Consider the following 24,601-nt stretch of genomic DNA (forward strand, 5'->3'; position numbering starts at 1 on the left):
ATTTTATAACTAGACGTGTTATAATTTTATTGAGAAGCGAGCGACCAACTCGCTTCCCCTTGCTGAGTTCTTCGGTTATCTTACTCGTCGTCTTTTTTCGAAGCTTGCGCGACAACCCAAGCGATTGAAACGATGAAGTAGATAACTTGAAGAACTTTTATCATATCGTCTAGCATTTTCTCACCTGTTATGAAGTGACCTTTGTCAATAGTTTTTCACCCATAATATTTTTTGATGGCATACAAAAGCTTCAGAAATAAGATTTATCGACAGTTAACCACTCTGTTATTCGTGGATTGGTTACCTCAGGTTAATGGTCCGTCGTTAGGCTCTTATAATCTCCCTGCGTGGATCACATCTTTTCACATTCTAATAAATAGCTTGTTTATCAGAATTTCAACTGTGCCAGAAGAGGTGAGTCATAGATAGCCAGACCTGGAATTCACTATCTCTGAAGCTCATCTATGCCATCAATTGATACCTTTGGTCTCTAACTATGAATGAATCAACTTCCTATCCCTTCTTCTTTATTTTCGGTGAATTTTACCTGTTTCTAATCCCCATATAAAACACCCCAATTCTCTTGCGATAGCGGTCACGGCGACGTTTCTAGGTTTCCCTTGATACATCATTCGATGATATTTTCTTTGTAACCTTTCTACAGCCTGATCTGCATAAGAAATTACTTCGCTTCGTTGCCCTTTTTGTCTTGCTTTCACTCGTTTTGATTTTAATCCAATTGTTCCTTTTACCAACGCATTTGCACATTCTACAAGAGTAGACCTAACGATCGAATTGCCTTGCTTTGTAATCGAATTTCGACTGATTTTCTCTCCACTTGAGCTTTCGCTTGGCGTCAATCCTACATAAGCCATAAATGCTTTAGCCGTGGGAAAACGAGTGAAGTCTGCAATTTCCACATGAACAGTCATTGCTGATGTGGTGTCTATACCTTTTAAACATCTTAACTTTGCGACTGGTTCTTCATATCTTTCACTATGAGATAATTCTTCTAATCTCAGACTGAACCGCTCAATTTTATCAACTAGAACATCGTACTGTAATAGGTATTCATCTAATGTTTCTTTGAATAATCCTTGTAGATCAAGATTCTTTACCCATTTCATATACGCGATGGTCCAGCTGGATTTTCCTTCATACACATAACCATGTCTTAAAAGAAATGCTTTTATCTGTTGTTTTATTTTCTTCAATGATGTTTTAAAATCACCTAACATGCGGATATACTCTTTTACGGCAACATCCTCTTCTTCTGGAACATATACTTCTTTATAAGTGCCATTCGCTAAATTAAGAGCAATCATTTTGGCATCGAATCTGTCGTTTTTCACCATTTTATTTTTGGATGAACTATACATGGTTGTGGGAGCTAAAATATCACAATCAATCCCGTTTTCTTCCAAAAGATTATGGAGTGAATATCCTAAACAACCTGCCTCATACCCAGCTTTAATTTTTATGTCTTCGCCATATTTTGTTTTCAGTTTCTCAACGAATTTTTTCACGAGAGATACATTTGAAGCACATCGTGCTTCTCCTACAATTTCCCCAGTTGTTCCGTGCAACGCACATAAACTAAAGCTTTCCTTGTGGACATCCATCCCGATATAGATTATATTTTCCATAGTGGCCTCCTATTGTCATAGGGTATAAACCCATTCATAATGTTTGTTCTCACTCATTATTATGGTTTAAAATCCCTGACTTGATAATCTAGGGGGTCACTTCATATTATCTCCTTATACTTATATTATACCAAACCTATTAACATATGTAAATTGATAAAGAAAAATAAATTGGATTAAATTACAAAAAAAGCACCTAAAATAGGCACCTTTTTAAATATGTGGTATTCTTTATTGATAATGTCTTTTCTTAAAAACCAAAGTACCTCAACGATTCTACCTTTACGTAGATAATTTCATTAACTTTTACAGCCTGATTACCAACTAGAATAAATTCATTTTCATTGTCTTGATTTTCTATGAACTCTATCAATTCCGTTTGTATTTGCTCTTCTTTATTTTTTTCTGCTAAATCAATTCGCCCTTCTAATTCGATATCCCTCTTTGTGCTTATGTAAATATGGTATTGCATCTCTGGGTTTTCCGCTTGTTTAAGTGAAAGTACATCTGTTAGCTTTTTCATTTTTATCTCCCCCTTAATATTTAAAATCTGAATTATCAGCATCTTGATATTACTATACAATTCTAACATATGAATAAGCCATAAAAAAGACCACCATATAGGTAGTCTTCATCAGTTCTTATTTTATACATTCAACTTACTTTACTTTTTGCGTATCAATACACATATTACCTTTCGTATCGTGGGCGTTTAATACAAAATATCTACCGGAAAAGAACGTCTTGCACCATCCAGTAAAACTATCTCCTTCAGAATACGTAAGTGTTTTGAAAGTATTATCGTCAAAAGCTATTTTTATTTGCATTCGACTAGCTCCCTTCCATTATATACCCTAACCGCCTGCACCCGCGTAAACTCCCGATACGCTTTCCGTCTCTCTTCGTTTCTAGACTTCGCTTCTCTATCGATTTGCCACGTTTCTTTTCTCGTTCGTTTCCTACGTACAGGAGGTTTGTAGTTTCTACAATCAGAGCCGTATTCTTCCGCTACTTTCATCGATACTTCTCCGCTGTGTCTTCTCGACAACTGATGTTCGCTCATAATCGGATATTCTTCTCGAGTCATTTTATCGGGATGTGTATCGTGCAACTCTTCGTATAGCAACAAATCTGCTAGTCGTTCGAGTTGTTTCGGTTCGGGACGCTCTACCACCGTTCCCACATAAGCATCTGTGAGCGATTTAATTTCTTCCGCACGTACATTCCTATTACTAATCGTGCTAGAATAACTTTCTCGGAGAGTGGTAATTAGCGTACTTACGTACGTTTCGAATTGTCTTTTGTAATCTCCGTTGATATCGAATATATATTTCGTCTGTTCTCCCATTAAGCAACCGCCTTCCTTTCCGTATTTACCACCGTTAATTTATAGCCTTCATCCGACCAAGCCCATCGTTCAAACACCGCCGCTATCTTTTGTGCTAACAATCGCTTATACAAATTAACCGTAGGTGCCGTTATACCCATCTCGACCGCAGCCTGCGTTTGTTTCATATCTTCGAAATATACTAACCGCAAGACTTGAAGCTGCCTATCCGTCAAGTCCGCGTTTGAGATTGCCGTCTCTAAATCGATTAGTATGTCGCAAGCTGCATAATCGCCGTTAAACCTACGCTCTTGCATATACGGTAAGTGCCGTAGTAATAAGTCAATTGATTTCGGGTTGTCCAATGCGTAGTTTTGTTCAATGCGACGGTGTGCCGCTTCGTTGTCATATTTGCTTACGCCCATTTACTCACGCTCCTTTTTCCGTTACCTCTACATAACGACTGCCTATCTCGTTATGTGCTAAGTATTTTAATAAGCGAGTGCCAATCGCTTCAATTACATTTACCGTTACGGCGTTGCCCGCCATTTTATATAGTTGTGAGTTCGATATGCCCGCGCCAACTAACTTATCAAACTCGGAATCTGCAAAGCCTTGTAGTCGGAAACATTCCTTCGGTGTGAGTTTACGGATCCTATATGAAGATGTGAGAGTCGCTTGATTACACGATGTCTCTAACGTTTGAGCGACACCTTTGCCGATTCTTCCTCTACGGGTCTTACTATTTGGGAACTGAACGTTGATTGAATCACCTACTTCTGCAATTGCGTATCCTTGCTTCGTTGCCTCACGGATTGCCACTCCGTGTCTATCTTGTGCCGTTAATGTAAACGAAGGTTCGTCGTTCTCTTTAAATCTGCGTCCGTTTTGTCGTTTTTCTATACGATCGGGCGTTAATACGGGACGGACTTCTTGCGCAATCATTCTCGGTTGTTTATAGTCAGTTGCATTTAACGCCCCGATTAGCCCGTCATCACTATATACATCATCTAGTTGACCTTGACGTGTGCATCCTTCAGGTTTCAAATTACCAACAACAGCTATCTTTGGTTCTCGATGTCCTCCACCCATTGTTGTTAATGTTGGCGAAACGCGCTTGATTGCGTCGTGGCCTTTTATATCAACATGCCCGACTATTTGTGGTTCGGTATCAGATTGCCTTTTAACTTTCGTTTCTTCTAACTGCGCAACCAATTTCGCCGTCTTTTCTTCGCTTAGATAATAACGCTCGTCCACTTCGTCCTCTAAAATATCTCTTAACCTAGTGATTACTGTATCTTGCTCAGGCCAATCGAAGTTAAACGTTTTAACACCTTCGTATGCACTAATACGTTTCTTACCCTTCGCTACTACGTTGTTACTCTCGATTTCCCACGGTTCCGTTTTTCCGTTTAAAATACCAACAATAAATATCCGTTCGCGATTTTGCGGAACTCCGAAGTACTTCGAGTTTAGTACATTGAAATCTACGGTATATCCAATTGTATTAAGTGTCTCAACGATAATCCGTATCACCTCACCTTTTGCACTACTTATCAAACCCTTTACATTTTCGAGCAGTAACAATCTCGGATGCTTTGCTTCAGCAATTCTAGCAATCTCAAAGAATAGTAATCCTCGATCATCTTTCGGTTCAGTAATCCCCTTACATACAGGACAACTTACTCCGTTTTTATATTCTTCGTAAGCTATCAAATGCTCATGTCCACAATTTTTACATTGATACTCCATTCCATCACGCCCACCGGCTACCGAAAACGTGGGGCATGGAAAACCTGCAACTAACCAATCGTGATTCGGGACATCTCCCGTAGCGACCTTCGTCACATCTCCGACTGTTTTATGCCCGTAAAGCACTTCGTAAGCTTGGTTTGCGAATTTATCAATTTCGGAGGACATAACGCATTTCCCTCCGAGCCTATTTAGCGCCTGTTCGAATCCGCCTACGCCAGAGAATAATGATACGTATTTAAATGTGTTATTCCTCATTGAATCGCTCCTTATATTCGATTTATTAAAGATCTAATTCCGCAGCAAACTCGCCCATATCAAATCCGACTAATTCCTTTCCGCTAGGAAACATGGTTACAGGTGCGCTCATGTATCCTTTGTCTGCCATCCAGGCTGCGTGCGACGTGTAAATGATTACGTTGGTCATTTCGATTCCTCCATTACTTTCGATTTGTACTCATCTCTCTTTCGTTCAATAGTCATTGTCTTACTACCTAAATAACGCTTTGCTTTCTTTATGAACGTTATGAGTCCTTTGGTTCTCCCTTCATATCTTAACGGTGGCGCATTCCCACACCTCCTCGTTCTTCTCATCTTGCCTTACGTGGGTATATACAAGTCAGAATTTTAATCTCCACACTATTTATAAAAATTCCTTATAAAAATTTCCTAATACTAGCAAGAGCTTCCGCCATATTCTCCCTACTACTTACTGTCTGCACTCCGATATCTCGCATAATCGCGTCAAACTGACCGTACAACTGAATTAACTCACCGTTATTATTAATCTCGTAATCTACTTCAAAAGTATCGATATGACTTTCCGTTTCATGCTCCAAATCTGCTTCGGTAAATACATCGCCCGCGTTGTGCGCCCTAACAATACATAAGTCATCCGATGAATTTACTCGGATAAGTGTAAAACCTTCGTCCTTAAGACGTTGATATTCATTCGGTTGCCTCACTCCGTTTACCAACACTTTCGACTTATGGTTCACTTTGTTTAATGCGTCTTCAAAGCAATATTCGTGTACTTTTCCCATCGTCATCTTTACCCAAATATCCGGATCAATCTCACGTAACCACTGTCCAAACTTTTGATAATAAGCGCGTGGTTTCGGGTCGCGTGGTACATGTGGAAACAGACGATGGAACTCGTCCTTTAATACCGCTGAGAAGTCAAATTCCTTGAAGCCATATAACATCCAAGCGTAATGTGATAACTCCGTTTTACCACTTCGGGCTTTGCCCGTAATAGCGATTTTCTTAGCGTTACATAACACCACGACCACACCCTTTTGCAATTCTTTCGATGAATTCTTTGAGTGATTCCGTACCTGATATATTTAAGTTTTCGATATTAATCGTAATAGGTGTAACATTACGACCTTCTACCGTTTCCTTCAACTCGTCTATCTTTTCGTCAAGGAATACGATATCTTCACGTACTAAATCTAGCTGTTCGTCTAGAGCGTTAACACCACCGACAGCTTTCGATGCGTCACTACGTGCGGATTCCGCCATTTGTGAGAATGTTATGATATTGTGGTGGTTTTCTTCTGTACGTTCTGCTAAACGAGTTAGTTTCCGGGATAGTTCGTTACTTTCTGTTATATTACTGATAGGTTCGACTATTACAAACTCGCTTCTCCAAGCGCCGTTCTCATCACCATTATTATCAATAAAATCGTAAGTATTTTCCTCTGAAGTTATCCCTACTATTGGAAATACGTCCCCGTAATCATAGTCTAAGTTATCCAAAGGATTAACGATTAACACCGTGTCTCCAACCGCTGGCTCTTTCGATAACTCACGATATCTCTTTCCGTCAACCTCGTAGATATTTCCGTCTTTAGTTTCGATTTTAGTTACTTCTGCCATATTAACGTCCTCCTTAGTTAATTAGGTATAAAACGCTTAACAGTAACGATGGTAAGAAAAGCACTATCGTTGTAATTCGTACTGCTAATTCGTATTTTTTATTCGTTGTTACCGCTACTATAAACATTAATGAAATTGCGATTACGATCCATACTAGTACCGTCATTTATTTGCCACATCCATTTACAAGTTCGTCAATACTAACCGGAAACTGTTCTTTAGTTAATTCAAGGACGGCTTTTGCATATGCTTGTATTTCGAGTTGTGCATCGTGTGCTAACCGTTGATTAAGGAAATGAACAACTGATTGTAAACTAGCCGTCCAGTAATAGCGGACGTACATTCCGTAAGCCGGTAAAAATAGGCGTGCTTGTTCTGCACAAACTCCACTATCTAACGCGAATTGATAAAGGTGTTCCCCTTCTTCGATGTATTTTTCTAACTCATCCGTAAAAATGAAACCACCACTTGGAGAGACTAGATTGCCACTGCCTTGCTTGCTATTTTCTGGCGCTTTTCTCCATTCATTTTCTTTTGGGATATAAAATGTCGGTTCTTCCGTTACATATCGTCTACTAGATTCGTTCCAGGCGTCCATTGTATGATCGCTACCAACAATATATTTCCAATGTTGGCGTGCTACCATTAACGGAGCATAAATTTCAAACTGCAATGTAGCATGACGAAACGGTGACGTGTGTCCTTCTCTCGCTAAGAACTTGATTAATCGGATATCTTTATCGGTTAGTTCCGTTGATTCCTTGTCGTAGCTGACACGAGCGCTATTCACGACGGATAAGTCGCATCCCATTGTATCTACTAATCTAACGTAACCTTTGTCTAGCACATTGATAAACATCTCCATCACTTAACGCCTCCCTTTTCAAAATCAAATTCGAGTTGTCCTGGTATACCTGACCAATCTTTACCGTTAGCCCAATCGATTCCCACCACGTAACCTTTCTTTGTACTCGTTCCGCCCTGCCTTGCGTGATTCTCTCGATTCTTCTCCAAGTAAATACGATAAACATCTTCCGCTGATAAACCGCATATTAACGACAGACTAATAAGGAAATGCCACATGTCGATTACTTCGCCTTGTAACGCTTCCTTATCGATTGGTTTCTCGTTCTTCCACCACTTCCAGTTCACTTCGCGTCTGATTTCGTCAATCTCACTTTCCATTGCTAGTGTAATACCTACGACCCATTCATCAAGGGATTTATTGATGTTTCTTTCGGAGATAATTCGATTATCTAAAGCACGTTGTAGTTCGAAAAGTCCGGTTAATTTGTCGGTCATTGGGAAGCCTCCTCATTCTCTACTTCTAAAACATTGTATGATGTCCAATCAACTTCATTTCTTTCCAGCCCTTGGTACAATGCGTCTGAAATATCGCCTTTTGTCACTTCGCCAGATATTTCTATTAAGAATCTTTTCATTCCACGTCCTCCCTTTGCTTACGTAAGAATTCTTCTAAATGTCTTTCTAACTGCTCAAAGCGTTTACGTGCAAATCGAATCGGAAATGGTCCAACACCTTTAAACGTTAACGACGGTGAAAACTTGATTCCTAGTCGGTGAAGTACGTATTTCATTTAGTGACCTCCTCAATGATTCCTTTATCGATTAAATACGCTAAAGCTATGGCAACACTATCCGATTCATCACTCGTCTTAAATTCACCATCCCACTCAACGTACCGTCTCACACCAGCCTCGACCTCTTCCTTCTCTGCTCGCCCTTTACCAAGTAGTTTCTTTTTAACGGAAGCCTGTCCGATGCTGTCATCGACTTTCAATCCGAAATCATTTAATGCACGATCCACCGCATTCCAAGCGCTAAACACCGTATAGTTCGTATGTGGTATTTTACTAGCGAATCCCTCTCGGACTATCAAATCGTAGGGCGCGTACTTGCGTATAAATAAGTGCGCCCACGCTTCGATTGTTTTCGTACGTAAAGCGATCGGTTCCGTCGATTTTGTTTTTACGTGTGACACGTCGATTAGTTTCGGCTTGCCGTTGATTACGTCTATGACCGCAATGCCTGGAGAACCTAACGAAGTGTCTACCGAGAGGACACGGTAGACTTTTTTACTTCTAGACATGCATTAACTCTCGCTCACGAATGATTTCTTTTACAATTACCGCTAACCCACGACCGATAGCTTTACGAATTTGTTTCTCTTCGAATTCTTTCGGTAACATTTCCGATTCTTCTTTCAACATGGCGTCGTAAACATGTCCGCCTAAGTTCTGTAAGATTACTTGCATGTCGGTAATATCGAACTTTCCATCGAGAATACCTTCGTCTACTAATTTATGAATCAGCTTTTCTACGCGCGCTTTCGTCATACAAGTATCGACGAATACTTGCTCTTCTGTTTTCTTTCTTGGGTCTTTCGGCGCTTTCTGACTTTGTACTTCACGGAATGCATCAGTTACTAATTTAACGAATTGCTGTTTACCGAAACGGTCGAGATAAGAAACGTTTTTAACGACGATACCTTCACCAGTTTCCATGTCGCCGAGCTTACCGCCTAGTTGCGTCTTACCTACGAATTGTTGCAGGTGCTCAAATCCTCGGTAAGGGCCCTCGTAAAATACAGGTACAAGATTAAGTCCTAAACGTTGAGCCTCCATTTTAACAACACTGAAGGATACGTATTTATCTCGATGTAAATCGTAAATATCAAACAAAATAAATTGTTTTTCGTAGTTCCCATAACGTATTTTGTGAGGGATTAACCATTCACCAAAGTATAAATACCCATCAAACAATTTATAAGAATCTAACGAGTTAGCAAACTGATAAAACCCACCAAGTGTATTTTCTTCGCTTAGCTCCCTATTACGAGAGAAACAACGAATAGATTCTCTGTATACCATAAAAGAAGCATTTGCTCCGTCAATTTTCTCCTGGATAACAATCTCGTCACCTTCATTTAAAACACCTACGGTTGATCTATGACCTAATCGAACAACATCCATATATTTTTTCTGTTCCATTACATTCCCTCCCGTACTTTATCGATAAACTCTAATGCTCCAATATACGGAGCTTTCTTCACATCTGATAAACTCGATCGCTTTACCCGACTGACTTGCGCTTTAATCTCCTCATACTCTTCATCACTTAGCGACTGAGCACACGCTGTCTTAAAGTTGTTAAACATCCAATGTTCAATATCTAATTTCGGAGGCTGCTTCGTCTTAACGGCCTCTACGATACTAGCAAACTTATCTAAGACTTCGTTGCGCATCTCGTCCGTTATCGCAACACCAAACGCTCTGAAATCAGGGTATTTCATATAGTCTTCTTCACTCATATTCCACGCTTTCTTCGATGCGTTAACGTAAAGCACGATGTAATAGTCCAAGTCGTACATTAACGAGTAGCATGTAACTTGTTTGACGTGGTCGGCGCCAGGTTCGCGCAGTGAATATTCGGAAGTTTTACTGTAGGTTGTCTGTTTCGATTTTATTTCGAGTCCGACGCGTGTAATTACGCCATGCTCATCGGTGTATTCTAAAATGCCGTCACACGTACCGATTAAAGCGAATTGTTGGTCATTGTGTTCGATTACCTTACAAGTTTTAACAAAATCTTCAAACGCTGGATATCCGTCTTTCGTACGTTCGATTCTGAATCGTGGTTTCTCACTGGTGAACTTCTCGTAATGTCGTTCCGCTAGTAAAATATCACGTTGGATTGCATCTCCAATGTTAGTTCCGATAAATTGCCAGCGTCTTTGCCAAGGTTTCACTTCGGCTTGATCACGTGGACTCCGTAACGCCTTTTCGTAAAGCTCTCTCGGACATGAGTTAGCCGAGGATGGTGAGAAATACGGTAGACTTCGATAGTCTAAGTAACTGCCTTTGCTTAATACTTTCGCATAGCTTTCGTGGAGCCAGACGTCTAAAGGCGTATCGTAAGGCTCCGTGTATGAATGCCATGTTTCGAGGAAATTACGGAATTCCTCTGCGATTTCATAAGCTAATATTTCTTTCGTATTCTGACGTAGTAATTGTGCTGCGTTTCTACTCAAATTACCGACTCCCCTCAAATATTGATTTCTAAAGTAATTAATCACCATATCCCATCCAATTATTTCCTTGTATAAAAAATAATCTGTAATGAATTCTAATAGTAGAAAGGCGGTGATTTCATGAATAGCTTTAACACTAGACCAAGTGATGACGGCTCTTATACAAAACCAAAAGGCCCAATCGATCCGATAGGTCCAATCGCACAAGAAGTTGCACGCGAGTTCGGCGTACATTTGGGGGCAGAAACAACATCTCGCGCTAATGGTTCAGTTGGTGGCGAAATTACCAAACGCTTAGTAGCAATCGGGCTTCAGAAGATGTCAGGATCAATTAGTCCTCAACCAGACCCATGGAAAGTTTTACATTAATACGTTTCTTACATAAAGCTACTTATCCCGACCACTCACCAATACATAACGGGATTTTAAGTAGCTTTATTTATTTAATCCTGATTTATTAAAACGATTGCCGGACCGTTAACCACAATACCTCCGACCTCTATCTTTTCGTAAGGCTCAACATGGACGGTAATTACACCTTGTCGTCGTTCTAATTCCTCGCTTAGTTCTTTCGTTGGTACTTCGAATAGATTCATTTAGTCACCCCACTATCTAATTCGACATCCTCCAACGACGTCCAATACTCCTCACCGTCCGAATCACATACTCGAACATCTACACCGTGAATTCCTTCACGAGCATCTATTACTTTGAAAGTTCTTATAATTACGCCAGTATCACCGATTAAATCTTCTCGTTTCTTAACTCGTTCACTCATTCCGTTTCCTCCTTAGGTTTACAATTTTCGAAATCCCAATCTTCCGCCGAATACTCGCTCATCCACTCCGGTTCAATTACCGTGTCGCATTCTAGTGGAGTTTCTAGAATGACCGTATTCGTCATAATATCGTCATACAACGCAATAACTTCGGGCGTTAATTGATCGTTGGGAATCGAATGCTTCATTTCGTCATGTAACGTTAGGTTGAATTCCCAACCTTTCGCAAGAGTACATTCGTAATAACTACGAATCATACAAAGCTGTAATACGTTAGCACCCGAACCTTGAATCGTATGGTTGAATGCTTGTCGCTCGGCTTTCCCTGTTGCTTTGATTAACTCCCAAAACTCCGAACGTTCTTCCCACTTCAGCTTACGCGATTTCTCACCTAGCTTCGGATCGTTTTTATTTGAAATGCGTGCTTTACGCATGAGTATATTCAATCGTTTCCATTGTTCTTTATATTTCGGGAATCTACGTTTCTGTCCCCATAAGGTAGCGACCCATCCATGTTGGCGAAGATGTTCAAATGTCGCTTCTACCATCTTTTTAAATCCTGGTAATACTTCATCGAATTTCTTATACGCCGTTGATGCGTGTTCTTCTTTAATTCCATATACTTGAACGGACTTATAAAACTGCTCGAAAGCCTGTCCGTATCCTTCCGCTAGGAATAATTGTTTCATTAATTTACGGAATGGAGGTACGGCCCTATCAGTGCCCTTTACTTTTTTGTAATACGATTCCACGCAATGTTCTTTTGGCACATCGAACAGCAACGACGCGAATTCCACGTAAGGATCAAGCCCTTTGCGGAACATAATTGCGAATATCTCATCACCGAATTCTGTAGACATGCGATGCGCTTGTAATCGTGGTTCAATCGAAGATAAATCCGAACCGGCAAACGTATATCCCTTACGAGGAACAAACGTCTTACGCACTCGCAATCCTTCTTCCGAGCGTGAAGGTATGTTCTGTAAATTCGTTCCTTTTTCAACTTGTTCATTACAATCTACTAATCGTTGAATAATATCTAAAAAGGTACTATCCGTAACTGAACCGGCATAAACATCGTTGGGTTTTCCTTTATAACCGCTCGAACCATAGCGTCCAGTTGATACCGTTCTAAGTTGCGTATGAATCCGCCCGTCGACATCTAATGCTTTCGGCATCTTCTCAACATAGGTACCTAGTAACTTGCTATATTTTGAAAAGTCCGCTAGTGGTTTTAGCGATTCTTCTTCCTTGAAATAACGTTCCAGCACATCATTCGAAACCGCTCGTACTTTCTTCTTGTCCTTTACGATTTCTTTCGTACGGTCCTTAATGCCTAAATGGTCGTATATTAAATACGCTAAATGATCATTACTTGATAAGTTAAATTCATGTATATAATCCGGAGCGTTCTGCGGAATCGCCTCGGGTAGTTCCACGGTTTGATACTTATGAATACGAGTCTTTAATTGTTGATACTTTTTAGTCGTTGGATTGGCTGTTTTAAATTCCGCCTGGCACTTCTTTAACATATCTTTTTGTTTTTCAATACGTTTCTTTTGCGCCTCAATCCACTTGTTAATCTGTTCGCCTTTAATTGCAAGCGACATCTTATATAGAAATTCATCGTCAATCTGATATGTCTCAAATAACTTACGTTGCGCTTCGCCATGAGCTTCTCCGTACTCAACTTCCAATTTCGAAAGCTCTTCTAAGTTTAATTCGAATCCAGTACGAACAATCTCTACGTTTACTTCAGGTAAGTATTGACGGATTTCAAAATACGCTTTCGCTAAATCATCTGTTGCTACTAAATTATCAATTTGCCATTTCGTTAATAACCAACCTTTATGAACGTCCTTGATGGCGTATATCCCAACAGTTTCAGCGTCGTATGGTAACGGCGACCCATTTCCGAATAAATCTTCGAAAGTGAAATCGTCCATCTCTAACGCATAACCACCGATTCTTTCTTTATACTTCGTAAATAACGGTTTCAAACCGTATGTTTCTTCGTGATCGTATAAGATAAGCTGTGCGTCCATTGAATCGAATCGTACTCCCGCTGGTTTAAACCCATCGTTACGTAGTAAGTTCAAATCGTACTCTGCGTTATGAAACGATTTGATGTGTGCCGCATCTTCTAAAAACGGTTTTACAACCTCTAACGCTACGGAACGTCCACATTGTTGTTTTTCATTTACATGGCCATAAGCTACGTAATACCCTTCGTTTAATAACGGAAGCCAAAACGAATAGCCACCCGTTAAATCAATCATCTTGTCTAATCCGGAAGTCTCCGTATCCCACACCGTCAATGACAGCGCTGAAGGGATTGTGATACCTCGTTCTTTCAGTTTTCTTCGAATTAGCGTATTATCGAATAGTTTAAATACCTGTTGAAACCATTCATTAGTACGTTGTAATTCTATTTCTTTATATAAACGCGAAATCATTTCGCCTAGTTTCGTTTCATCAGTAATAATGTGATAATTACTTGGTTTATTACCAAGCGTTTGTTGGATACGCTGCTTTCGCAACGCATCCTCACGCTCTTCTTGTACTCGTTGTCCCATTTCTTTAATTTCTTTTTTCGTTAAACGCTTTTCCGATAACCTGCCTATCGCACCGGAAAAGAACGCTTCATATGCCAGTTTAAATAATGCTGCTTCTTTCTCGTCCCATTTACTCGTCTGCCAAACGCGTTGGAACGCTTCTTCAATCGTTTCGGTCGCTTTTTCCTTTCGCTCGACCGCTTTTGCCACTCGTGCCTTCGTCTCCTCAACGTCTTCAGCACCAGGTATTTTTAAGTTCAACGTTAACTTCGGCGTCATGTTTACCGCCCCGTTTCCTTGCAATTTAATCGGTAATAAAATGTTACTGCCACTTCGTGATTATCTTCCGCCCACTCTTCGAAACAACGTTTATCGCAAAAATGATTATCTTCACGGTCGTCATAAACGTGATTATGATACGGCCCTATTACGGAGCTGCAATTCTTACAATATTCGAAATGCACGTGCATCGATTAACCTACTGTATCGAAGCGTTGTTCTACAGGGACGATATCGCCTTTTTTAATTTCGCCAACCTCACGACCGATAGCCGCCCACTTAGCACGCTCTGCTTTCGCTTTCTTCTCTTCCTCAGCTTCACGAGTAATGTGCTCCGTTTCTTCTTTCGTTAGTGGCTCGAGGTCTTTACTATAAACTCCCCAGAAGTCTGATCCGTCAAGGTAGTAAGCGGAAAATGATTTAGTATTACTGTTATGACTCTTCAGATTTACTACCGTACCGATTTCAAAACGGTGGTTTGAAGTGTTAGCGATAATTCTCGCAAAGTCGCCTTCTTTCAATAACGCTTGTTTAGCTTCGAGGACTTCTTCGTCGGTTGCTTTTACTAAATCGTCTTCGCAATGCCATCCGGAATATTTTCCGTCAAGATGCTCGCCTTTAAATGGTACGACGCTTTCATCATCTACTACGATTTTTATAACATCGCCCGCTTTTGAATACCCAATACCACCAACGATTAGTTTCGCGTAATCACCGATCTGTAAACGTTCTAATACCGATTCACTTGCGTCCGCCTCTTCCGGCATTTCCACCGTTGCTACCTGTTCCACCTGCCCTTGCTGCTCATTTTGCATCTTTTGCATACTACGAGTAATCTTTTCTATGTCAGACGGAGTACCTTCGAGTTTAGTTCCGTCAGGTAATTCGATTTTTACTACGCCTTCCGCGTCGGTTAGTTTGTCGTTAGTGATTGCGTGGGATTTACGGAATACAGAATGTTCTCCTTGATTAAAGTAATTCGAATCATCGACATTGTCTTTAAAAACGATATCGTTGTCGTCATCAATGTCTACTACTAAGTAAAATGCTCCTTCTGTTACATCAAATTCTTGCTCAGATGCTTTCACTATATCTTCTACTTTTGCATCTCCTGTAACTAACGTATAAACAAACCCGTTATATTCCACCGTTTCATTAACCACTTTAACTCCGTCTAATTTAGCCATGTTTAATTTCCTCCTCGTTTTCTTCGTTATTAGTTGTCGCCGTTAACTCAATCCATCGTTGACTTGCGCTAGTTTCCGTAGCCCAATACTCACGTTGTCCTGCACATTCGAACATGAATACTCGGTCACCTTCGACGCCTGCGATATAGTCACAATCATCTTTCGTGTAAGCTTCGCCATTACCTTTCTTCGCTTGTACTACTAATGCATCATCACGGTCATGTCTTACTCGAATCGTTTTTACCTGTATCGTGTACCACTGTTTATTAATCGGATCACGCGCTACTAAGTCGTAAACCTCCGGGATGAACGAATTCGCTACTTCCCAACCGAGGTTTAAGAGCGCGAGTGCTACTCGGAGTTCCGAGCAACCGCCCTTAACTGTTGTTTCATGTGCCATATGCGCTCCCCCTTAGAACGGTAAATCATCATCTGAGATATCGATTGGTGTACCTTCGTTGTTTGTGACCGCCGGCAATTTAGATTTATCAATCGCTCCGTCTTCCGCATCTTGTAACAATACAATGATGTCGTTCTCTTCGCGGTAATTAGCTAAATCTTCGTAACTGAAGTCTGTACCAATAAAAGTCTTAGCCTTTTCGATTTGCTCGTCTGTTGCTTCGCCTGACTCAAGTGAATAAGATTTATCGACTTGTTTGAAGTGGACCGCTTCACCTACTAGTGAATACTGCGGATTAAACTTCCGGCCCATCTTTTCTGCTTTGTCGTAATCAGCGATGATGTTGTTAATGTGGAATTCTGCCGTATCGATCACACGGTAAGTACCGTATTCCAAGTCGTACACAGGAATCATTGCGTACATCTTACGTTTCGCCCCGACTCTACACGACGGACACTCAGTTTTACCTGGTTTGAAATATTGCGTAATGTCTGCGTCTGTTTCACGTGGAGAGTGTAAGCAAGAATGTTTTCTGAATCGGTGAATCGTACGTTTACCATCGAATGTTTTATCTTCGTGCACAAAGTAGAAGTACCAATTATCCGGATCAGCTAGTAAGATGAAAGTTCTACCATCTGCGTTTACTTCACCGTGTTTTCCCATTCGGACATATCGCGTTACGCCTTCTGGAAAATCGTTTTTACCTCCGTTTTGATTTGCCTCTCGTTGTTCCTCACGCTTTTTTAACGTTTCTCTAATACCCATTGAAACAACTCCCTTGTTATAAATTCGAGCTTGGGTGATCCCACGCCCGTATTACGCAACTTATCGCTTTTGTACGCTAAACAACCGCCCAAGTTACGCAATACCGACGTGGGGGATACATCGGTAAAAATCGAGAATTTTCGTAGGACGTAACACATCGTACTGTAATGCCAAACGCCCATATGACGCCACTACCCGTTTACTATACTAGGGGAAAGAAAAGGTTGACGACGGGTAATGGCGTTATATCGACATTCGTTAAATTATTTCATACAAATAATACGTAATATATCGAATATTGTCGTTAGAATTTACATATATTTAATTTGTGCGCATTTCCGTAATACTGTATAATTACAGTGAGGTGCACTAGCAGTGTACTTCCGCTTGACTCCTCGTTAAGCAAAAATATTGCAATTGATTGACCTGCCAAGTCAGTTAATTGTAAGTACAAAGGGAAGCGTTTTGCTCCCTTCGTACATCAAACAAAATGTGTTAAATTACTTGTCCTATATGCAATGCCTAAGCATATAGAACGTATTTTTACGCAAGAAGGTAGTCTTGGTATGAACCAAACTGTCTCTCGTCGAAGCGCTTTGCCAGGCGTTCGATCTTGCGTATAACTGTCGAGTGATGTAGCCCCAACATTTTGCCGATTGCCGTCGGCGTTGGAGTTGTATTCTCACTCGATAGGAACGATTCAACGATCGCCGTCGTTGTCTCGTCATTGACCTGCTCAGGGTCTGCGAGGAAGTCGATTAGCTCACGCTGGTCGGCTTCTTTCTTTTTTATAACATGTTCTTCTAAATCAAATTCGTCTTTGAGAGTTTCGAACATTGCCGTGTTCTTTTCCTCCCCGCTATCTGATCCATCGTATAATTCGTACTTTCTTCTCGTACGTAACTTTCGTAATAATGACTTGTAACTATTACCTAGCGATACTGCGAATAGTTTTACGAAATCGCCGCCAGCGTTATTTCGTAAACTTTCTAATACTTTGTGTATTACATCATGGAACAGGTCGGTTATGTCATGTTCGTTTGCCATGTATGTACTCGTGCTCCAGTACCGAAGCTTGTCCCGATATACCTCCGATAAGCTAGTGTACAAATCCGTAAATACGAAATCATCACCTGTTCGAAGATAATCGTTTGCCATCTCGTTAATATTCAATTTTTGTTCGTCTTTCACTTCTTATTCCCCCTTACACTAACTATGACGCACAAGCGGACAAGCCCGCGCACATTTTTTATAATCTTTTTAAACAAGAGAGTATTTTGTTTATTAACAACATTCGAATTATATCATATTGAAATGGAATATTTTTAAAAGTACACTAAGTAATGGAATTTATACTTTGTATACTGTATTATCATTATCTAGTTTCATCTCACACATCGGAGTTCTCTATCTTCAAGTTCTTTATCCAACTCATTCATATTTTGATTACTTAAAATTGGTTCTATTTTTACCATTAACATATTCGGAGTACGTCGCTTACGCATTCGCGGCGTTGAAACACTATAAACTGTTCGGCCCTTCATGAATTTGTTTCACTACTATGGCTTCGGCTGACTTCTTGCGGCTAACCATTTTCGACTGTACTATTTCAAGGTAAGACAACTATCTTTCCTCTTTTACTCGCCTGATTTACTCTACAAAGTTACGCACATCTATTTGGACTTTAACTTGAATTGGAGTCTCATCCCTTTATAGAGCCTTCGTATCAGATTTCTGTTCGTCGAGCCAAGATTTTATTCCACGCTTCCTTCAGCCCTTACCTCACGGCAAGTACCTTGCGCTTCCTTAGTGGTTGGTCGATGTGTGCCCCCCTACAGTGGACTTTCACCACCTAGACAGTTGCCATGCCTGGCACACAAGAAAAAGCGATCACTAGGATCGCTTTTTCTAAAAATATTCATTCATTTTTCAATTAGCCCCCGGGTCTAGTTTCTTGTTCCATTTTCTTTTGCTGCGCACTTAATTTCACTTCATTATAGTTATCGAAGACTAATATTCCATTACTCAAGATTAACATTGTAAAAGCTGCTAATATAATCTTTTTCAAATTTAACCTCTCCTTTTATTTTTTGAGATTTAAAATTAATCATCATCTTTGTCATTGCAGAGCAATCACCCCTCTTATATATCTCTTTAGCAGTTAAGCTTGCAAAAAAGTAATTTGAGTTTGAAAAAAAATTATAGAAACACTCATATAGCTGTTCCATTGATTGCTGGCTACATGCCCGATATAACAAAAGAAAGTCCCTTTTTCCTCTTTCCATTATTAAACTCTCTATCACCTCCTCCAACATCCTGTTATCTTGATATTGTATAAGCCTAACATCCGAATCACTCCCTAACTGTAACTCTAGATAGATTTTTACATAATCTAGATTATCACGAGTTTGTGTAATCAAATTGGGAATTCTAAGAGTTTTTGCAATATCATAACTATTATTAAGGTAATTTAAACATTTTTTGCTATCTGAATTTAGATACGTCATGCCTATATAGTATGACGCATCAGAAACAGTTTTTGCGCAGATATTAGCATTAATTAATAAAAAAGAATAATGCCTTGATAATTCTAGCTCATTCATATGTAGATACACAGGTGCTAAAATCTCAGCTATCCTATGAAGATAGCATTCTTTGATAAATAACTTACGACTATCATTTAAATTCTTTATCATCTCTTCTACTTTCAGGGCTAAATCCAACATATGGTGAATCTTTTTTTGTGCAAAATAATCATAGCACTTAAGAATATTAACCAAAATTACAAGTGTACCATCTTCAGTATTTTCTACCTCTTTCAAATTATCAGATATTTCATAACCTTCTATATCATAGTTCATATATCTGTAAATCACTTTGTATACATTTATGTAATCTCCAATAACACCACCTTCTTTTTTATACTTTTCTACCAACTTCTTTAATAAAGATGTATTTCTAGTAATTGCTGCATACTCTAAACATTGCTGAATTGACTCTACTGAATCTAACTGTAGACACCAGTTAGTCATTTTCTCAGCTTGATTATCAGGGAAAAAATAATAAGAGAGCCTCAAGAGCTTTCTAAACCCAATAGTCCCATCCTTTTTAAATTTAGACATACATTGTTTTGATGCCCCGATTTGTTCGCCGATTGCTGTAAATGTTATATCATCCCTATCATTTATAATATCGCATATTTCCCTATGAAATCCTGGCATTTTAAAACCCTCCTATGCTGTATAAGAAAATTTTGGTATAATATAATTATAATTTCCCTGTTTACAAAAGTAAACATAGAGTAGGTTGAGAAATTTTTCTAAGGACGTGTTAAAATGATTGACTATTCTCCGTTACATGAGACACTAAATGAAAAAAAAATGGTAATTAGTGATCTTCGTGGTACAATTCTGAATGCAAGAACTATTGCAAATATTAACAAAGGAATGTCTGTAAATTTAAATACAATTGAAGAAATTTGTCTCCATTTAGACGTACCTATAGAAAAAGTGGTTAAAATTAGAAATATTTAAGAACAATGATTTCAAACCCTCCAATGTAAGAAAGGAGGTGATTACATCGTTTAAAGTCGGAAGGTGCCGTATCCCCGAACTCTGTAAGAAAAATGGGATTACACAAGCTCAACTCGCAAAAAAAGTAGGTATTGTCCCACAATCTATAACGGATTATGTGAGTCTGCGTAATTTACCGAATGTAGAACGAGCATGTAATATCGCTTCGATACTACATTGCGACATCAAGGATTTATACGAATGGGATACACAATAACATTTAATTAACGGGAAGATTCTCTTACTTCCCCTGCCTAATAGTACGTGAATTCACGTAAATAAATTTAATTGAACTGGCTTCATTCCATCAACTATAGATATCAACGAACCTTTTCCCTCTTTTACCAACGCTTCGTTCGCATCCTTATATCCAGACACATATCCGTTCGTCAATCGTATTTTTCCATTTAAATATTTCTCAAGTTCTTTTCGAAGTTTCTCACCTGCTGGATCGTTATCCGCCACGATAACTAATTCTTCTATCGGCGACTTCAATATTTGCTCTGCTTTTCGTTGGTTAAACGACGAGCCTCCGTTTGCCAATCCGAAAATCCCAGCCGTCATAAACGACATCGCATCTATTTCCGCCTCACAATATACTGCACGTTTAATATTCCGTTTATAAGCGAGATGTAGCCCGTATATCAAATCTCCAATTGGCTTTCCATCCTTTTCGTACCAAAAAACTTTCGAAGAAACCTTCCGATACTTTATATTCGCCAATCTACCGTTTGTATCAAACCACGGAATTACAACCGTCTGCCTAAAACGGTCGTAACCGATCTTCATTTGCCTTTGTACTTCCTCGCTAATACCCCGTTGTCCTAAATACGGATGACGATAAGCGTACTCTTGTAATCGACCAAAATTGAGGGCCTTGCGACCGTTATCAATCCGGAATTTCGGTGGCTTAAGTACGAGGTTATCATAACCGTATTCCACACCGTACATTTCGAGTAAATATTCTTCCGTTTCTTCATACGTTTCGTTTCGCAAGTAAGATAACAATTTGGTAAAGTTGCCGCTTTCCCATTCGTTATCAAATGCGCCTGAATCTTTCCATGTACCAGAATAATTCCCGTCTAAATTGACGAAAAACGAAGGTGTATGTTCATATCGAAACGGACTCGCTGCCATTAGTTTATCAGATGACCATCGTTCATTTGTCCAGATATGTTGCCGAAGTTCATACTCGATGTCTACATTTATTGACTGATCTCGGATTTTTACTGTGGGCATACAGATACCTCATTAGGGCTAGCACAAATTGTATACGGTAATTTACCTGTTTCAGATAACCCAAAGTGTCCTAGTCTTGATGTCATTACGACTGTATACTCATTATCTTTATAAATTACTTTTTCACCTTTCAAGATGCCGTTATAACCTACAATTCTACCAAGGTGTATTTCCTTATCGATTTCAGTCATTGCTATTGATACGATTCCGTTACTATTCTCGCTCGCTTCGAACCATTCTACGTTATCCATGTTCATTCTCCTTTCGATTAAAATGCACTCGTAAATTGCTTCGCCACATGCTCACCAGTTTCCATTTCCTTAATAACGCCAATCTGGGGCATGTAAATAATTTCAGCTGATTCACCTTCGCCACCATCACGGCCTTTATTAATACCGATTATACCTCGTCCTTGTTTTGCGTCAGTATCAACCGCTATCAATAACGCCGCGTCCTCTAAAAGCGCTTTCGTTTTCTTTACCTCGCTACGTTTCGGTAAACGTAATTCTCGTTGGCCATCTTCGTCCTCACTATTATCGACCTCATCCGCCTGTGTGATAGCAAACATAACCACGCCTGTCTTACCGGCTAATCGACGTAACTTTTTCGATGTTTCAGCCGCATCGCCACCAGCCGTTTTAGACGTGTTCTTCTCGTAGTCTAGATAATAGAACGGATCGACAATCACTACATCTGCGTTCGTCTCTGTTATATCTACTTCTAACTGTCGTAAATCCCTTCGGTGAAAGTCGTCATCATCTACGCCTCGTACGATAATATTACCAGGTAGAATTTCGTTGATATTCGCTAAGAACGTTTTAAACCCTTGTTCAAATTCTTCTGATAGTTTACCATGACGGATTTCCTTCGAATCAAAACCGGCTTCGAGGTTTACGCCATCTAATTCAGCGACTGTTGCTCCGATGCGTGATGAAATCGAAGTGTACAAACGCACCATTCCTTCGAACCATCCCATTTCCATTAACCAAATAAGTACGTTCGCACCTTGGAACGCCATCTCTACACCCTCTTCGATAGTCGTTGCGGATTTACCACGCCCTGACTTTCCGTAGATTGTATATACGTTTGAAGAAACATAGCCACCAATCGCGTTATTAATGAATGGGAATCGTGAGTTCCAAATGCGATATGACTCGCCTTTTTTACGACGTTCGTATTCTTCTAGAAATTTAGGCGCATCGGCTTTTAAACTTGTTCCCACTTTATCACGAACGTTTGTTCTCATTATAACTCCGTCGACTTTTTCTCGCAACCATTCAAGGAAAGAATTTCCGTCTAGTTGTTCGAATTGGACCGGCGCTTCGTTTTGTAGTAATCCCATCACTTCGATCTTCGCAGAATAGGATTTTATTTGCTTCGTTAAATACTCAAAACTATCTTCTACTTGTGGGACGTAGGTGAATCCGTCAACTTCTGCTACTAGCGTGCGGAAGTCGGGCGTTTTCCCTCGATTCATCTCTACGTAATCTTTGATAAAACGGTACGCTTTCCGTTCAGCTTCTGTAACAAAATCTCGCTCTGTTACGTGGTTCAGTTGAACTGGGTTAGCGGTATCAACCACTTTCGATAAGAGCATTTCTCCGTAGTTCATTAACTACACCTCCACTATACAATTTTTCATTCGGTTAGCAAAGATTATTTATACGTAATACCCGTGATGTTCGTTGATTTTATCCTCCAAAAACAATAATGTTCGAAAGGCTTCTTTATAAATCCAGGTGTCTACAGGACATATCTTATACATGTATTCAAGCTTTAACGAAAAAACAAATTCAATTCAATTCGAAGATACCTTTTCTCTGTCTACATGTGCCGTTTATAAAAAAATGATTTTGATAATACAAGATATAAATCTTAACCCCCGACTATACAATAGAAAAGAAATGCAATTCAAAGGAGGTTTTTCTATATGTTTCGAAAATTTCTTTTCATATTCATCGCAGCACTATTATGCTTATCCGGGTTCTTTTTCATCACGCCAGTCACACAAGCTCAAGCCAAATCAAATCACTACGTCCCCAACCAACTGATTGTAAAATTCAAACAGACCACCTCTCTGCAAAGCATTCAAAATTACCATACATCTGTAGGCGCTACTGTACTCTCCAAAGATGAAACACTAGGGTTTGAAGTCGTAAAATTTCAACAAGGATCTGTAGAGGAGAAAATAAAAGAATACAAAAAGAACCCCAATGTCGCATACGCAGAACCAAACTACTATTTCCATGCCTTTTGGACTCCAAATGATCCATCGTTTCAAACACAATACGGCCTAACCAAAATTCAAGCTCCTCAAGCCTGGGATACCCAACGCAGCGATTCAAATATAAAAATTGCAATTGTTGACACCGGTGTGCAAGGAACCCACCCTGATTTATCCTCAAAAGTCATCCACGGACATGACTATGTAAGTGATGATGCAATTTCAAATGACGGAAATGGTCATGGCACACACTGCGCCGGTATCGCTGCCGCCATAACAAATAATAAAAAAGGAATCGCAGGCGTTGCACCGCAGGCCTCCATTTATGCCGTTCGAGTATTAGACAATCAAGGAAGTGGTACTCTCGATGCTGTAGCGCAAGGTATTAGAGAAGCTGCTGATTCAGGTGCACAAGTAATCAGCTTAAGTTTAGGTGCACCAGATGGAGGAACCGCTTTACAAGAAGCCGTTCAGTATGCTTGGGACAAAGGGGCTGTCATTGTTGCAGCTGCTGGAAATGACGGAGATTCAACACCAAATTACCCAGCGTACTATGATAAAGTCATTTCAGTGGCTTCCACAGATCAATACGATCAAAAATCCTATTTTTCAACATACGGAAAATGGGTAGATGTAGCCGCTCCTGGTTCTAACATTTACTCTACCTATAAAGGAAGCACATATCGTACATTAAGTGGTACCTCCATGGCTACACCTCATGTAGCAGGTCTAGCAGCTTTATTAGCAAATAAGGGTTACTCAAATTCTCAAATCCGTCAAATTATCGAAGATACTGCTGATAAACTTCCTGGGACAGGTAACAATTGGAAATACGGGCGGGTAAATGCCTACAAAGCTGTAAACACACTTCCAACCATTCAACAACACGCTTCCTAACCATAAGTAGATTACGTCTCCCAAGAAAAAACATGCTACCTTTTTTTCT

30 protein-coding genes and 1 pseudogene are annotated in these 24,601 nt (G+C 39.8%); 4 read left to right on the top strand and 27 right to left on the bottom strand.

What is annotated here, in order from left to right; all coding sequences use genetic code 11:
- Positions 1-527: 527 nt before the first annotated feature.
- The 16 genes and pseudogenes from AC3WVZ_RS15990 to AC3WVZ_RS16065 form a co-directional block, all read right to left on the bottom strand.
- Positions 528-1,646 (bottom strand): IS110 family RNA-guided transposase, encoded by a 1,119-nt coding sequence (locus AC3WVZ_RS15990; protein WP_134207532.1) that lies wholly within the window; start codon positions 1,644-1,646, stop codon positions 528-530.
- A gap of 250 nt (positions 1,647-1,896) precedes the next feature.
- Complete coding sequence (locus AC3WVZ_RS15995) at positions 1,897-2,169, bottom strand: hypothetical protein (RefSeq protein ID WP_233935106.1); 273 nt, start codon at positions 2,167-2,169, stop codon at positions 1,897-1,899.
- A gap of 294 nt (positions 2,170-2,463) precedes the next feature.
- A complete protein-coding gene (locus AC3WVZ_RS16000; protein ID WP_425594289.1) occupies positions 2,464-2,994 on the bottom strand; it encodes a hypothetical protein in 531 nt (176 codons plus the stop codon).
- Positions 2,994-3,398, bottom strand: coding sequence for a sigma factor-like helix-turn-helix DNA-binding protein (locus AC3WVZ_RS16005; RefSeq protein WP_233935109.1), 405 nt, complete (start codon positions 3,396-3,398; stop codon positions 2,994-2,996). Before AC3WVZ_RS16005 ends, AC3WVZ_RS16000 begins: the two co-directional genes overlap by 1 nt.
- A 4-nt stretch (positions 3,399-3,402) precedes the next feature.
- Complete coding sequence (gene dcm, locus AC3WVZ_RS16010) at positions 3,403-4,983, bottom strand: DNA (cytosine-5-)-methyltransferase (RefSeq protein ID WP_233935111.1); 1,581 nt, start codon at positions 4,981-4,983, stop codon at positions 3,403-3,405.
- A 25-nt stretch (positions 4,984-5,008) separates the two neighbouring features.
- Positions 5,009-5,131, bottom strand: a pseudogene (locus AC3WVZ_RS16015) (glutaredoxin family protein); the annotation flags it as partial.
- A gap of 250 nt (positions 5,132-5,381) precedes the next feature.
- On the bottom strand, positions 5,382-6,008 hold the full coding sequence (locus tag AC3WVZ_RS16020; RefSeq protein ID WP_233935112.1) for a nucleoside/nucleotide kinase family protein: 627 nt from the start codon (positions 6,006-6,008) through the stop codon (positions 5,382-5,384).
- Positions 5,998-6,606: a hypothetical protein gene (locus AC3WVZ_RS16025; RefSeq protein ID WP_233935114.1), complete on the bottom strand. Its 609-nt coding sequence runs from the start codon at positions 6,604-6,606 to the stop codon at positions 5,998-6,000. The genes AC3WVZ_RS16020 and AC3WVZ_RS16025 overlap by 11 nt, the downstream gene beginning before the upstream one ends.
- Before the next feature lie 13 nt (positions 6,607-6,619).
- Positions 6,620-6,772, bottom strand: a complete 153-nt coding sequence (locus AC3WVZ_RS16030; protein WP_233935115.1) for a hypothetical protein — start codon at positions 6,770-6,772, stop codon at positions 6,620-6,622.
- Positions 6,773-7,471, bottom strand: a complete 699-nt coding sequence (thyX, locus tag AC3WVZ_RS16035) for an FAD-dependent thymidylate synthase (protein ID WP_233935117.1) — start codon at positions 7,469-7,471, stop codon at positions 6,773-6,775.
- Positions 7,471-7,908, bottom strand: coding sequence for a dUTPase (locus tag AC3WVZ_RS16040; RefSeq protein WP_233935118.1), 438 nt, complete (start codon positions 7,906-7,908; stop codon positions 7,471-7,473). Before AC3WVZ_RS16040 ends, thyX begins: the two co-directional genes overlap by 1 nt.
- Positions 7,905-8,048 carry a hypothetical protein gene (locus AC3WVZ_RS16045; RefSeq protein WP_166669633.1) on the bottom strand — a complete coding sequence of 48 codons (144 nt, stop codon included), beginning with the start codon at positions 8,046-8,048 and terminating at the stop codon, positions 7,905-7,907. Before AC3WVZ_RS16045 ends, AC3WVZ_RS16040 begins: the two co-directional genes overlap by 4 nt.
- The gene (locus AC3WVZ_RS16050; RefSeq protein ID WP_233935120.1) at positions 8,045-8,203 is read right to left on the bottom strand and encodes a hypothetical protein; all 159 of its coding nucleotides are present in this window, start codon (positions 8,201-8,203) and stop codon (positions 8,045-8,047) included. The genes AC3WVZ_RS16045 and AC3WVZ_RS16050 overlap by 4 nt, the downstream gene beginning before the upstream one ends.
- Positions 8,200-8,715: a crossover junction endodeoxyribonuclease RuvC gene (locus AC3WVZ_RS16055; protein ID WP_233935122.1), complete on the bottom strand. Its 516-nt coding sequence runs from the start codon at positions 8,713-8,715 to the stop codon at positions 8,200-8,202. The genes AC3WVZ_RS16050 and AC3WVZ_RS16055 overlap by 4 nt, the downstream gene beginning before the upstream one ends.
- A complete protein-coding gene (locus AC3WVZ_RS16060) occupies positions 8,708-9,616 on the bottom strand; it encodes an RNA ligase family protein (protein WP_233935123.1) in 909 nt (302 codons plus the stop codon). Before AC3WVZ_RS16060 ends, AC3WVZ_RS16055 begins: the two co-directional genes overlap by 8 nt.
- A complete protein-coding gene (locus AC3WVZ_RS16065) occupies positions 9,616-10,656 on the bottom strand; it encodes a hypothetical protein (RefSeq protein WP_233935124.1) in 1,041 nt (346 codons plus the stop codon). The genes AC3WVZ_RS16060 and AC3WVZ_RS16065 overlap by 1 nt, the downstream gene beginning before the upstream one ends.
- 120 nt (positions 10,657-10,776) lie before the next feature.
- Between AC3WVZ_RS16065 and AC3WVZ_RS16070 the strand changes: the two genes are divergently transcribed.
- Positions 10,777-11,025, top strand: a complete 249-nt coding sequence (locus AC3WVZ_RS16070) for an alpha/beta-type small acid-soluble spore protein (RefSeq protein ID WP_086389064.1) — start codon at positions 10,777-10,779, stop codon at positions 11,023-11,025.
- 74 nt (positions 11,026-11,099) lie between these two features.
- Here AC3WVZ_RS16070 and AC3WVZ_RS16075 read toward each other — a convergent pair whose 3' ends face one another.
- The 8 genes from AC3WVZ_RS16075 to AC3WVZ_RS16110 all read right to left on the bottom strand — a co-directional run bounded on the left by AC3WVZ_RS16075 (position 11,100) and on the right by AC3WVZ_RS16110 (position 19,841).
- On the bottom strand, positions 11,100-11,252 hold the full coding sequence (locus AC3WVZ_RS16075; protein ID WP_016123180.1) for a BC1881 family protein: 153 nt from the start codon (positions 11,250-11,252) through the stop codon (positions 11,100-11,102).
- A complete protein-coding gene (locus AC3WVZ_RS16080; protein ID WP_086389063.1) occupies positions 11,249-11,434 on the bottom strand; it encodes a hypothetical protein in 186 nt (61 codons plus the stop codon). Before AC3WVZ_RS16080 ends, AC3WVZ_RS16075 begins: the two co-directional genes overlap by 4 nt.
- On the bottom strand, positions 11,431-14,268 hold the full coding sequence (locus AC3WVZ_RS16085; RefSeq protein ID WP_233935126.1) for a DNA polymerase: 2,838 nt from the start codon (positions 14,266-14,268) through the stop codon (positions 11,431-11,433). The genes AC3WVZ_RS16080 and AC3WVZ_RS16085 overlap by 4 nt, the downstream gene beginning before the upstream one ends.
- Before the next feature lie 194 nt (positions 14,269-14,462).
- The gene (locus AC3WVZ_RS16090; protein ID WP_233935128.1) at positions 14,463-15,416 is read right to left on the bottom strand and encodes a hypothetical protein; all 954 of its coding nucleotides are present in this window, start codon (positions 15,414-15,416) and stop codon (positions 14,463-14,465) included.
- A 31-nt stretch (positions 15,417-15,447) separates the two neighbouring features.
- Positions 15,448-15,855: a hypothetical protein gene (locus AC3WVZ_RS16095; RefSeq protein WP_016123184.1), complete on the bottom strand. Its 408-nt coding sequence runs from the start codon at positions 15,853-15,855 to the stop codon at positions 15,448-15,450.
- A 12-nt stretch (positions 15,856-15,867) separates the two neighbouring features.
- Positions 15,868-16,620, bottom strand: coding sequence for a single-stranded DNA-binding protein (locus AC3WVZ_RS16100; RefSeq protein ID WP_233935129.1), 753 nt, complete (start codon positions 16,618-16,620; stop codon positions 15,868-15,870).
- A 543-nt stretch (positions 16,621-17,163) separates the two neighbouring features.
- Positions 17,164-17,811, bottom strand: a complete 648-nt coding sequence (locus AC3WVZ_RS16105; RefSeq protein WP_065484829.1) for a sigma-70 RNA polymerase sigma factor region 4 domain-containing protein — start codon at positions 17,809-17,811, stop codon at positions 17,164-17,166.
- 830 nt (positions 17,812-18,641) lie between these two features.
- Positions 18,642-19,841 carry an AimR family lysis-lysogeny pheromone receptor gene (locus AC3WVZ_RS16110; protein ID WP_233935132.1) on the bottom strand — a complete coding sequence of 400 codons (1,200 nt, stop codon included), beginning with the start codon at positions 19,839-19,841 and terminating at the stop codon, positions 18,642-18,644.
- Between the two features lie 114 nt (positions 19,842-19,955).
- Between AC3WVZ_RS16110 and AC3WVZ_RS16115 the strand changes: the two genes are divergently transcribed.
- Positions 19,956-20,153: a helix-turn-helix domain-containing protein gene (locus AC3WVZ_RS16115; RefSeq protein WP_016125072.1), complete on the top strand. Its 198-nt coding sequence runs from the start codon at positions 19,956-19,958 to the stop codon at positions 20,151-20,153.
- Positions 20,154-20,190: 37 nt separating this feature from the next.
- A complete protein-coding gene (locus AC3WVZ_RS16120; RefSeq protein ID WP_157686159.1) occupies positions 20,191-20,409 on the top strand; it encodes a helix-turn-helix transcriptional regulator in 219 nt (72 codons plus the stop codon).
- Positions 20,410-20,462: 53 nt separating this feature from the next.
- Here AC3WVZ_RS16120 and AC3WVZ_RS16125 read toward each other — a convergent pair whose 3' ends face one another.
- Genes AC3WVZ_RS16125 through AC3WVZ_RS16135 form a run of 3 tightly spaced genes read right to left on the bottom strand, consistent with a single transcriptional unit; the run spans position 20,463 to position 23,043 of the window.
- Positions 20,463-21,431: a toprim domain-containing protein gene (locus tag AC3WVZ_RS16125; RefSeq protein WP_233935133.1), complete on the bottom strand. Its 969-nt coding sequence runs from the start codon at positions 21,429-21,431 to the stop codon at positions 20,463-20,465.
- Positions 21,419-21,682 carry a hypothetical protein gene (locus AC3WVZ_RS16130; protein ID WP_233935135.1) on the bottom strand — a complete coding sequence of 88 codons (264 nt, stop codon included), beginning with the start codon at positions 21,680-21,682 and terminating at the stop codon, positions 21,419-21,421. The genes AC3WVZ_RS16125 and AC3WVZ_RS16130 overlap by 13 nt, the downstream gene beginning before the upstream one ends.
- 17 nt (positions 21,683-21,699) lie before the next feature.
- Positions 21,700-23,043: a DnaB-like helicase C-terminal domain-containing protein gene (locus AC3WVZ_RS16135; protein ID WP_065484833.1), complete on the bottom strand. Its 1,344-nt coding sequence runs from the start codon at positions 23,041-23,043 to the stop codon at positions 21,700-21,702.
- 318 nt (positions 23,044-23,361) lie between these two features.
- On the opposite strand from AC3WVZ_RS16135, the gene AC3WVZ_RS16140 reads away from it, so the two are divergent.
- Positions 23,362-24,552, top strand: coding sequence for a S8 family peptidase (locus AC3WVZ_RS16140; RefSeq protein ID WP_065484835.1), 1,191 nt, complete (start codon positions 23,362-23,364; stop codon positions 24,550-24,552).
- Positions 24,553-24,601: the final 49 nt, after the last annotated feature.

It is taken from the genome of Bacillus sp. CPT56D-587-MTF (assembly GCF_058792335.1).

Bases quoted from the DNA above. Each gene is read 5' to 3' on its own strand.
- AC3WVZ_RS15990 (WP_134207532.1), bottom strand. From the start codon at position 1,646: ATGGAAAATATAATCTATATCGGGATGGATGTCCACAAGGAAAGCTTT.
- AC3WVZ_RS15995 (WP_233935106.1), bottom strand. From the start codon at position 2,169: ATGAAAAAGCTAACAGATGTACTTTCACTTAAACAAGCGGAAAACCCA.
- AC3WVZ_RS16000 (WP_425594289.1), bottom strand. From the start codon at position 2,994: ATGGGAGAACAGACGAAATATATATTCGATATCAACGGAGATTACAAA.
- AC3WVZ_RS16005 (WP_233935109.1), bottom strand. From the start codon at position 3,398: ATGGGCGTAAGCAAATATGACAACGAAGCGGCACACCGTCGCATTGAA.
- dcm (WP_233935111.1), bottom strand. From the start codon at position 4,983: ATGAGGAATAACACATTTAAATACGTATCATTATTCTCTGGCGTAGGC.
- AC3WVZ_RS16025 (WP_233935114.1), bottom strand. From the start codon at position 6,606: ATGGCAGAAGTAACTAAAATCGAAACTAAAGACGGAAATATCTACGAG.
- AC3WVZ_RS16030 (WP_233935115.1), bottom strand. From the start codon at position 6,772: ATGACGGTACTAGTATGGATCGTAATCGCAATTTCATTAATGTTTATA.
- thyX (WP_233935117.1), bottom strand. From the start codon at position 7,471: ATGGAGATGTTTATCAATGTGCTAGACAAAGGTTACGTTAGATTAGTA.
- AC3WVZ_RS16040 (WP_233935118.1), bottom strand. From the start codon at position 7,908: ATGACCGACAAATTAACCGGACTTTTCGAACTACAACGTGCTTTAGAT.
- AC3WVZ_RS16045 (WP_166669633.1), bottom strand. From the start codon at position 8,048: ATGAAAAGATTCTTAATAGAAATATCTGGCGAAGTGACAAAAGGCGAT.
- AC3WVZ_RS16050 (WP_233935120.1), bottom strand. From the start codon at position 8,203: ATGAAATACGTACTTCACCGACTAGGAATCAAGTTTTCACCGTCGTTA.
- AC3WVZ_RS16055 (WP_233935122.1), bottom strand. From the start codon at position 8,715: ATGTCTAGAAGTAAAAAAGTCTACCGTGTCCTCTCGGTAGACACTTCG.
- AC3WVZ_RS16060 (WP_233935123.1), bottom strand. From the start codon at position 9,616: ATGGAACAGAAAAAATATATGGATGTTGTTCGATTAGGTCATAGATCA.
- AC3WVZ_RS16070 (WP_086389064.1), top strand. From the start codon at position 10,777: ATGAATAGCTTTAACACTAGACCAAGTGATGACGGCTCTTATACAAAA.
- AC3WVZ_RS16075 (WP_016123180.1), bottom strand. From the start codon at position 11,252: ATGAATCTATTCGAAGTACCAACGAAAGAACTAAGCGAGGAATTAGAA.
- AC3WVZ_RS16080 (WP_086389063.1), bottom strand. From the start codon at position 11,434: ATGAGTGAACGAGTTAAGAAACGAGAAGATTTAATCGGTGATACTGGC.
- AC3WVZ_RS16085 (WP_233935126.1), bottom strand. From the start codon at position 14,268: ATGACGCCGAAGTTAACGTTGAACTTAAAAATACCTGGTGCTGAAGAC.
- AC3WVZ_RS16095 (WP_016123184.1), bottom strand. From the start codon at position 15,855: ATGGCACATGAAACAACAGTTAAGGGCGGTTGCTCGGAACTCCGAGTA.
- AC3WVZ_RS16100 (WP_233935129.1), bottom strand. From the start codon at position 16,620: ATGGGTATTAGAGAAACGTTAAAAAAGCGTGAGGAACAACGAGAGGCA.
- AC3WVZ_RS16110 (WP_233935132.1), bottom strand. From the start codon at position 19,841: ATGCCAGGATTTCATAGGGAAATATGCGATATTATAAATGATAGGGAT.
- AC3WVZ_RS16115 (WP_016125072.1), top strand. From the start codon at position 19,956: ATGATTGACTATTCTCCGTTACATGAGACACTAAATGAAAAAAAAATG.
- AC3WVZ_RS16125 (WP_233935133.1), bottom strand. From the start codon at position 21,431: ATGCCCACAGTAAAAATCCGAGATCAGTCAATAAATGTAGACATCGAG.
- AC3WVZ_RS16130 (WP_233935135.1), bottom strand. From the start codon at position 21,682: ATGGATAACGTAGAATGGTTCGAAGCGAGCGAGAATAGTAACGGAATC.
- AC3WVZ_RS16135 (WP_065484833.1), bottom strand. From the start codon at position 23,043: ATGAACTACGGAGAAATGCTCTTATCGAAAGTGGTTGATACCGCTAAC.
- AC3WVZ_RS16140 (WP_065484835.1), top strand. From the start codon at position 23,362: ATGTTTCGAAAATTTCTTTTCATATTCATCGCAGCACTATTATGCTTA.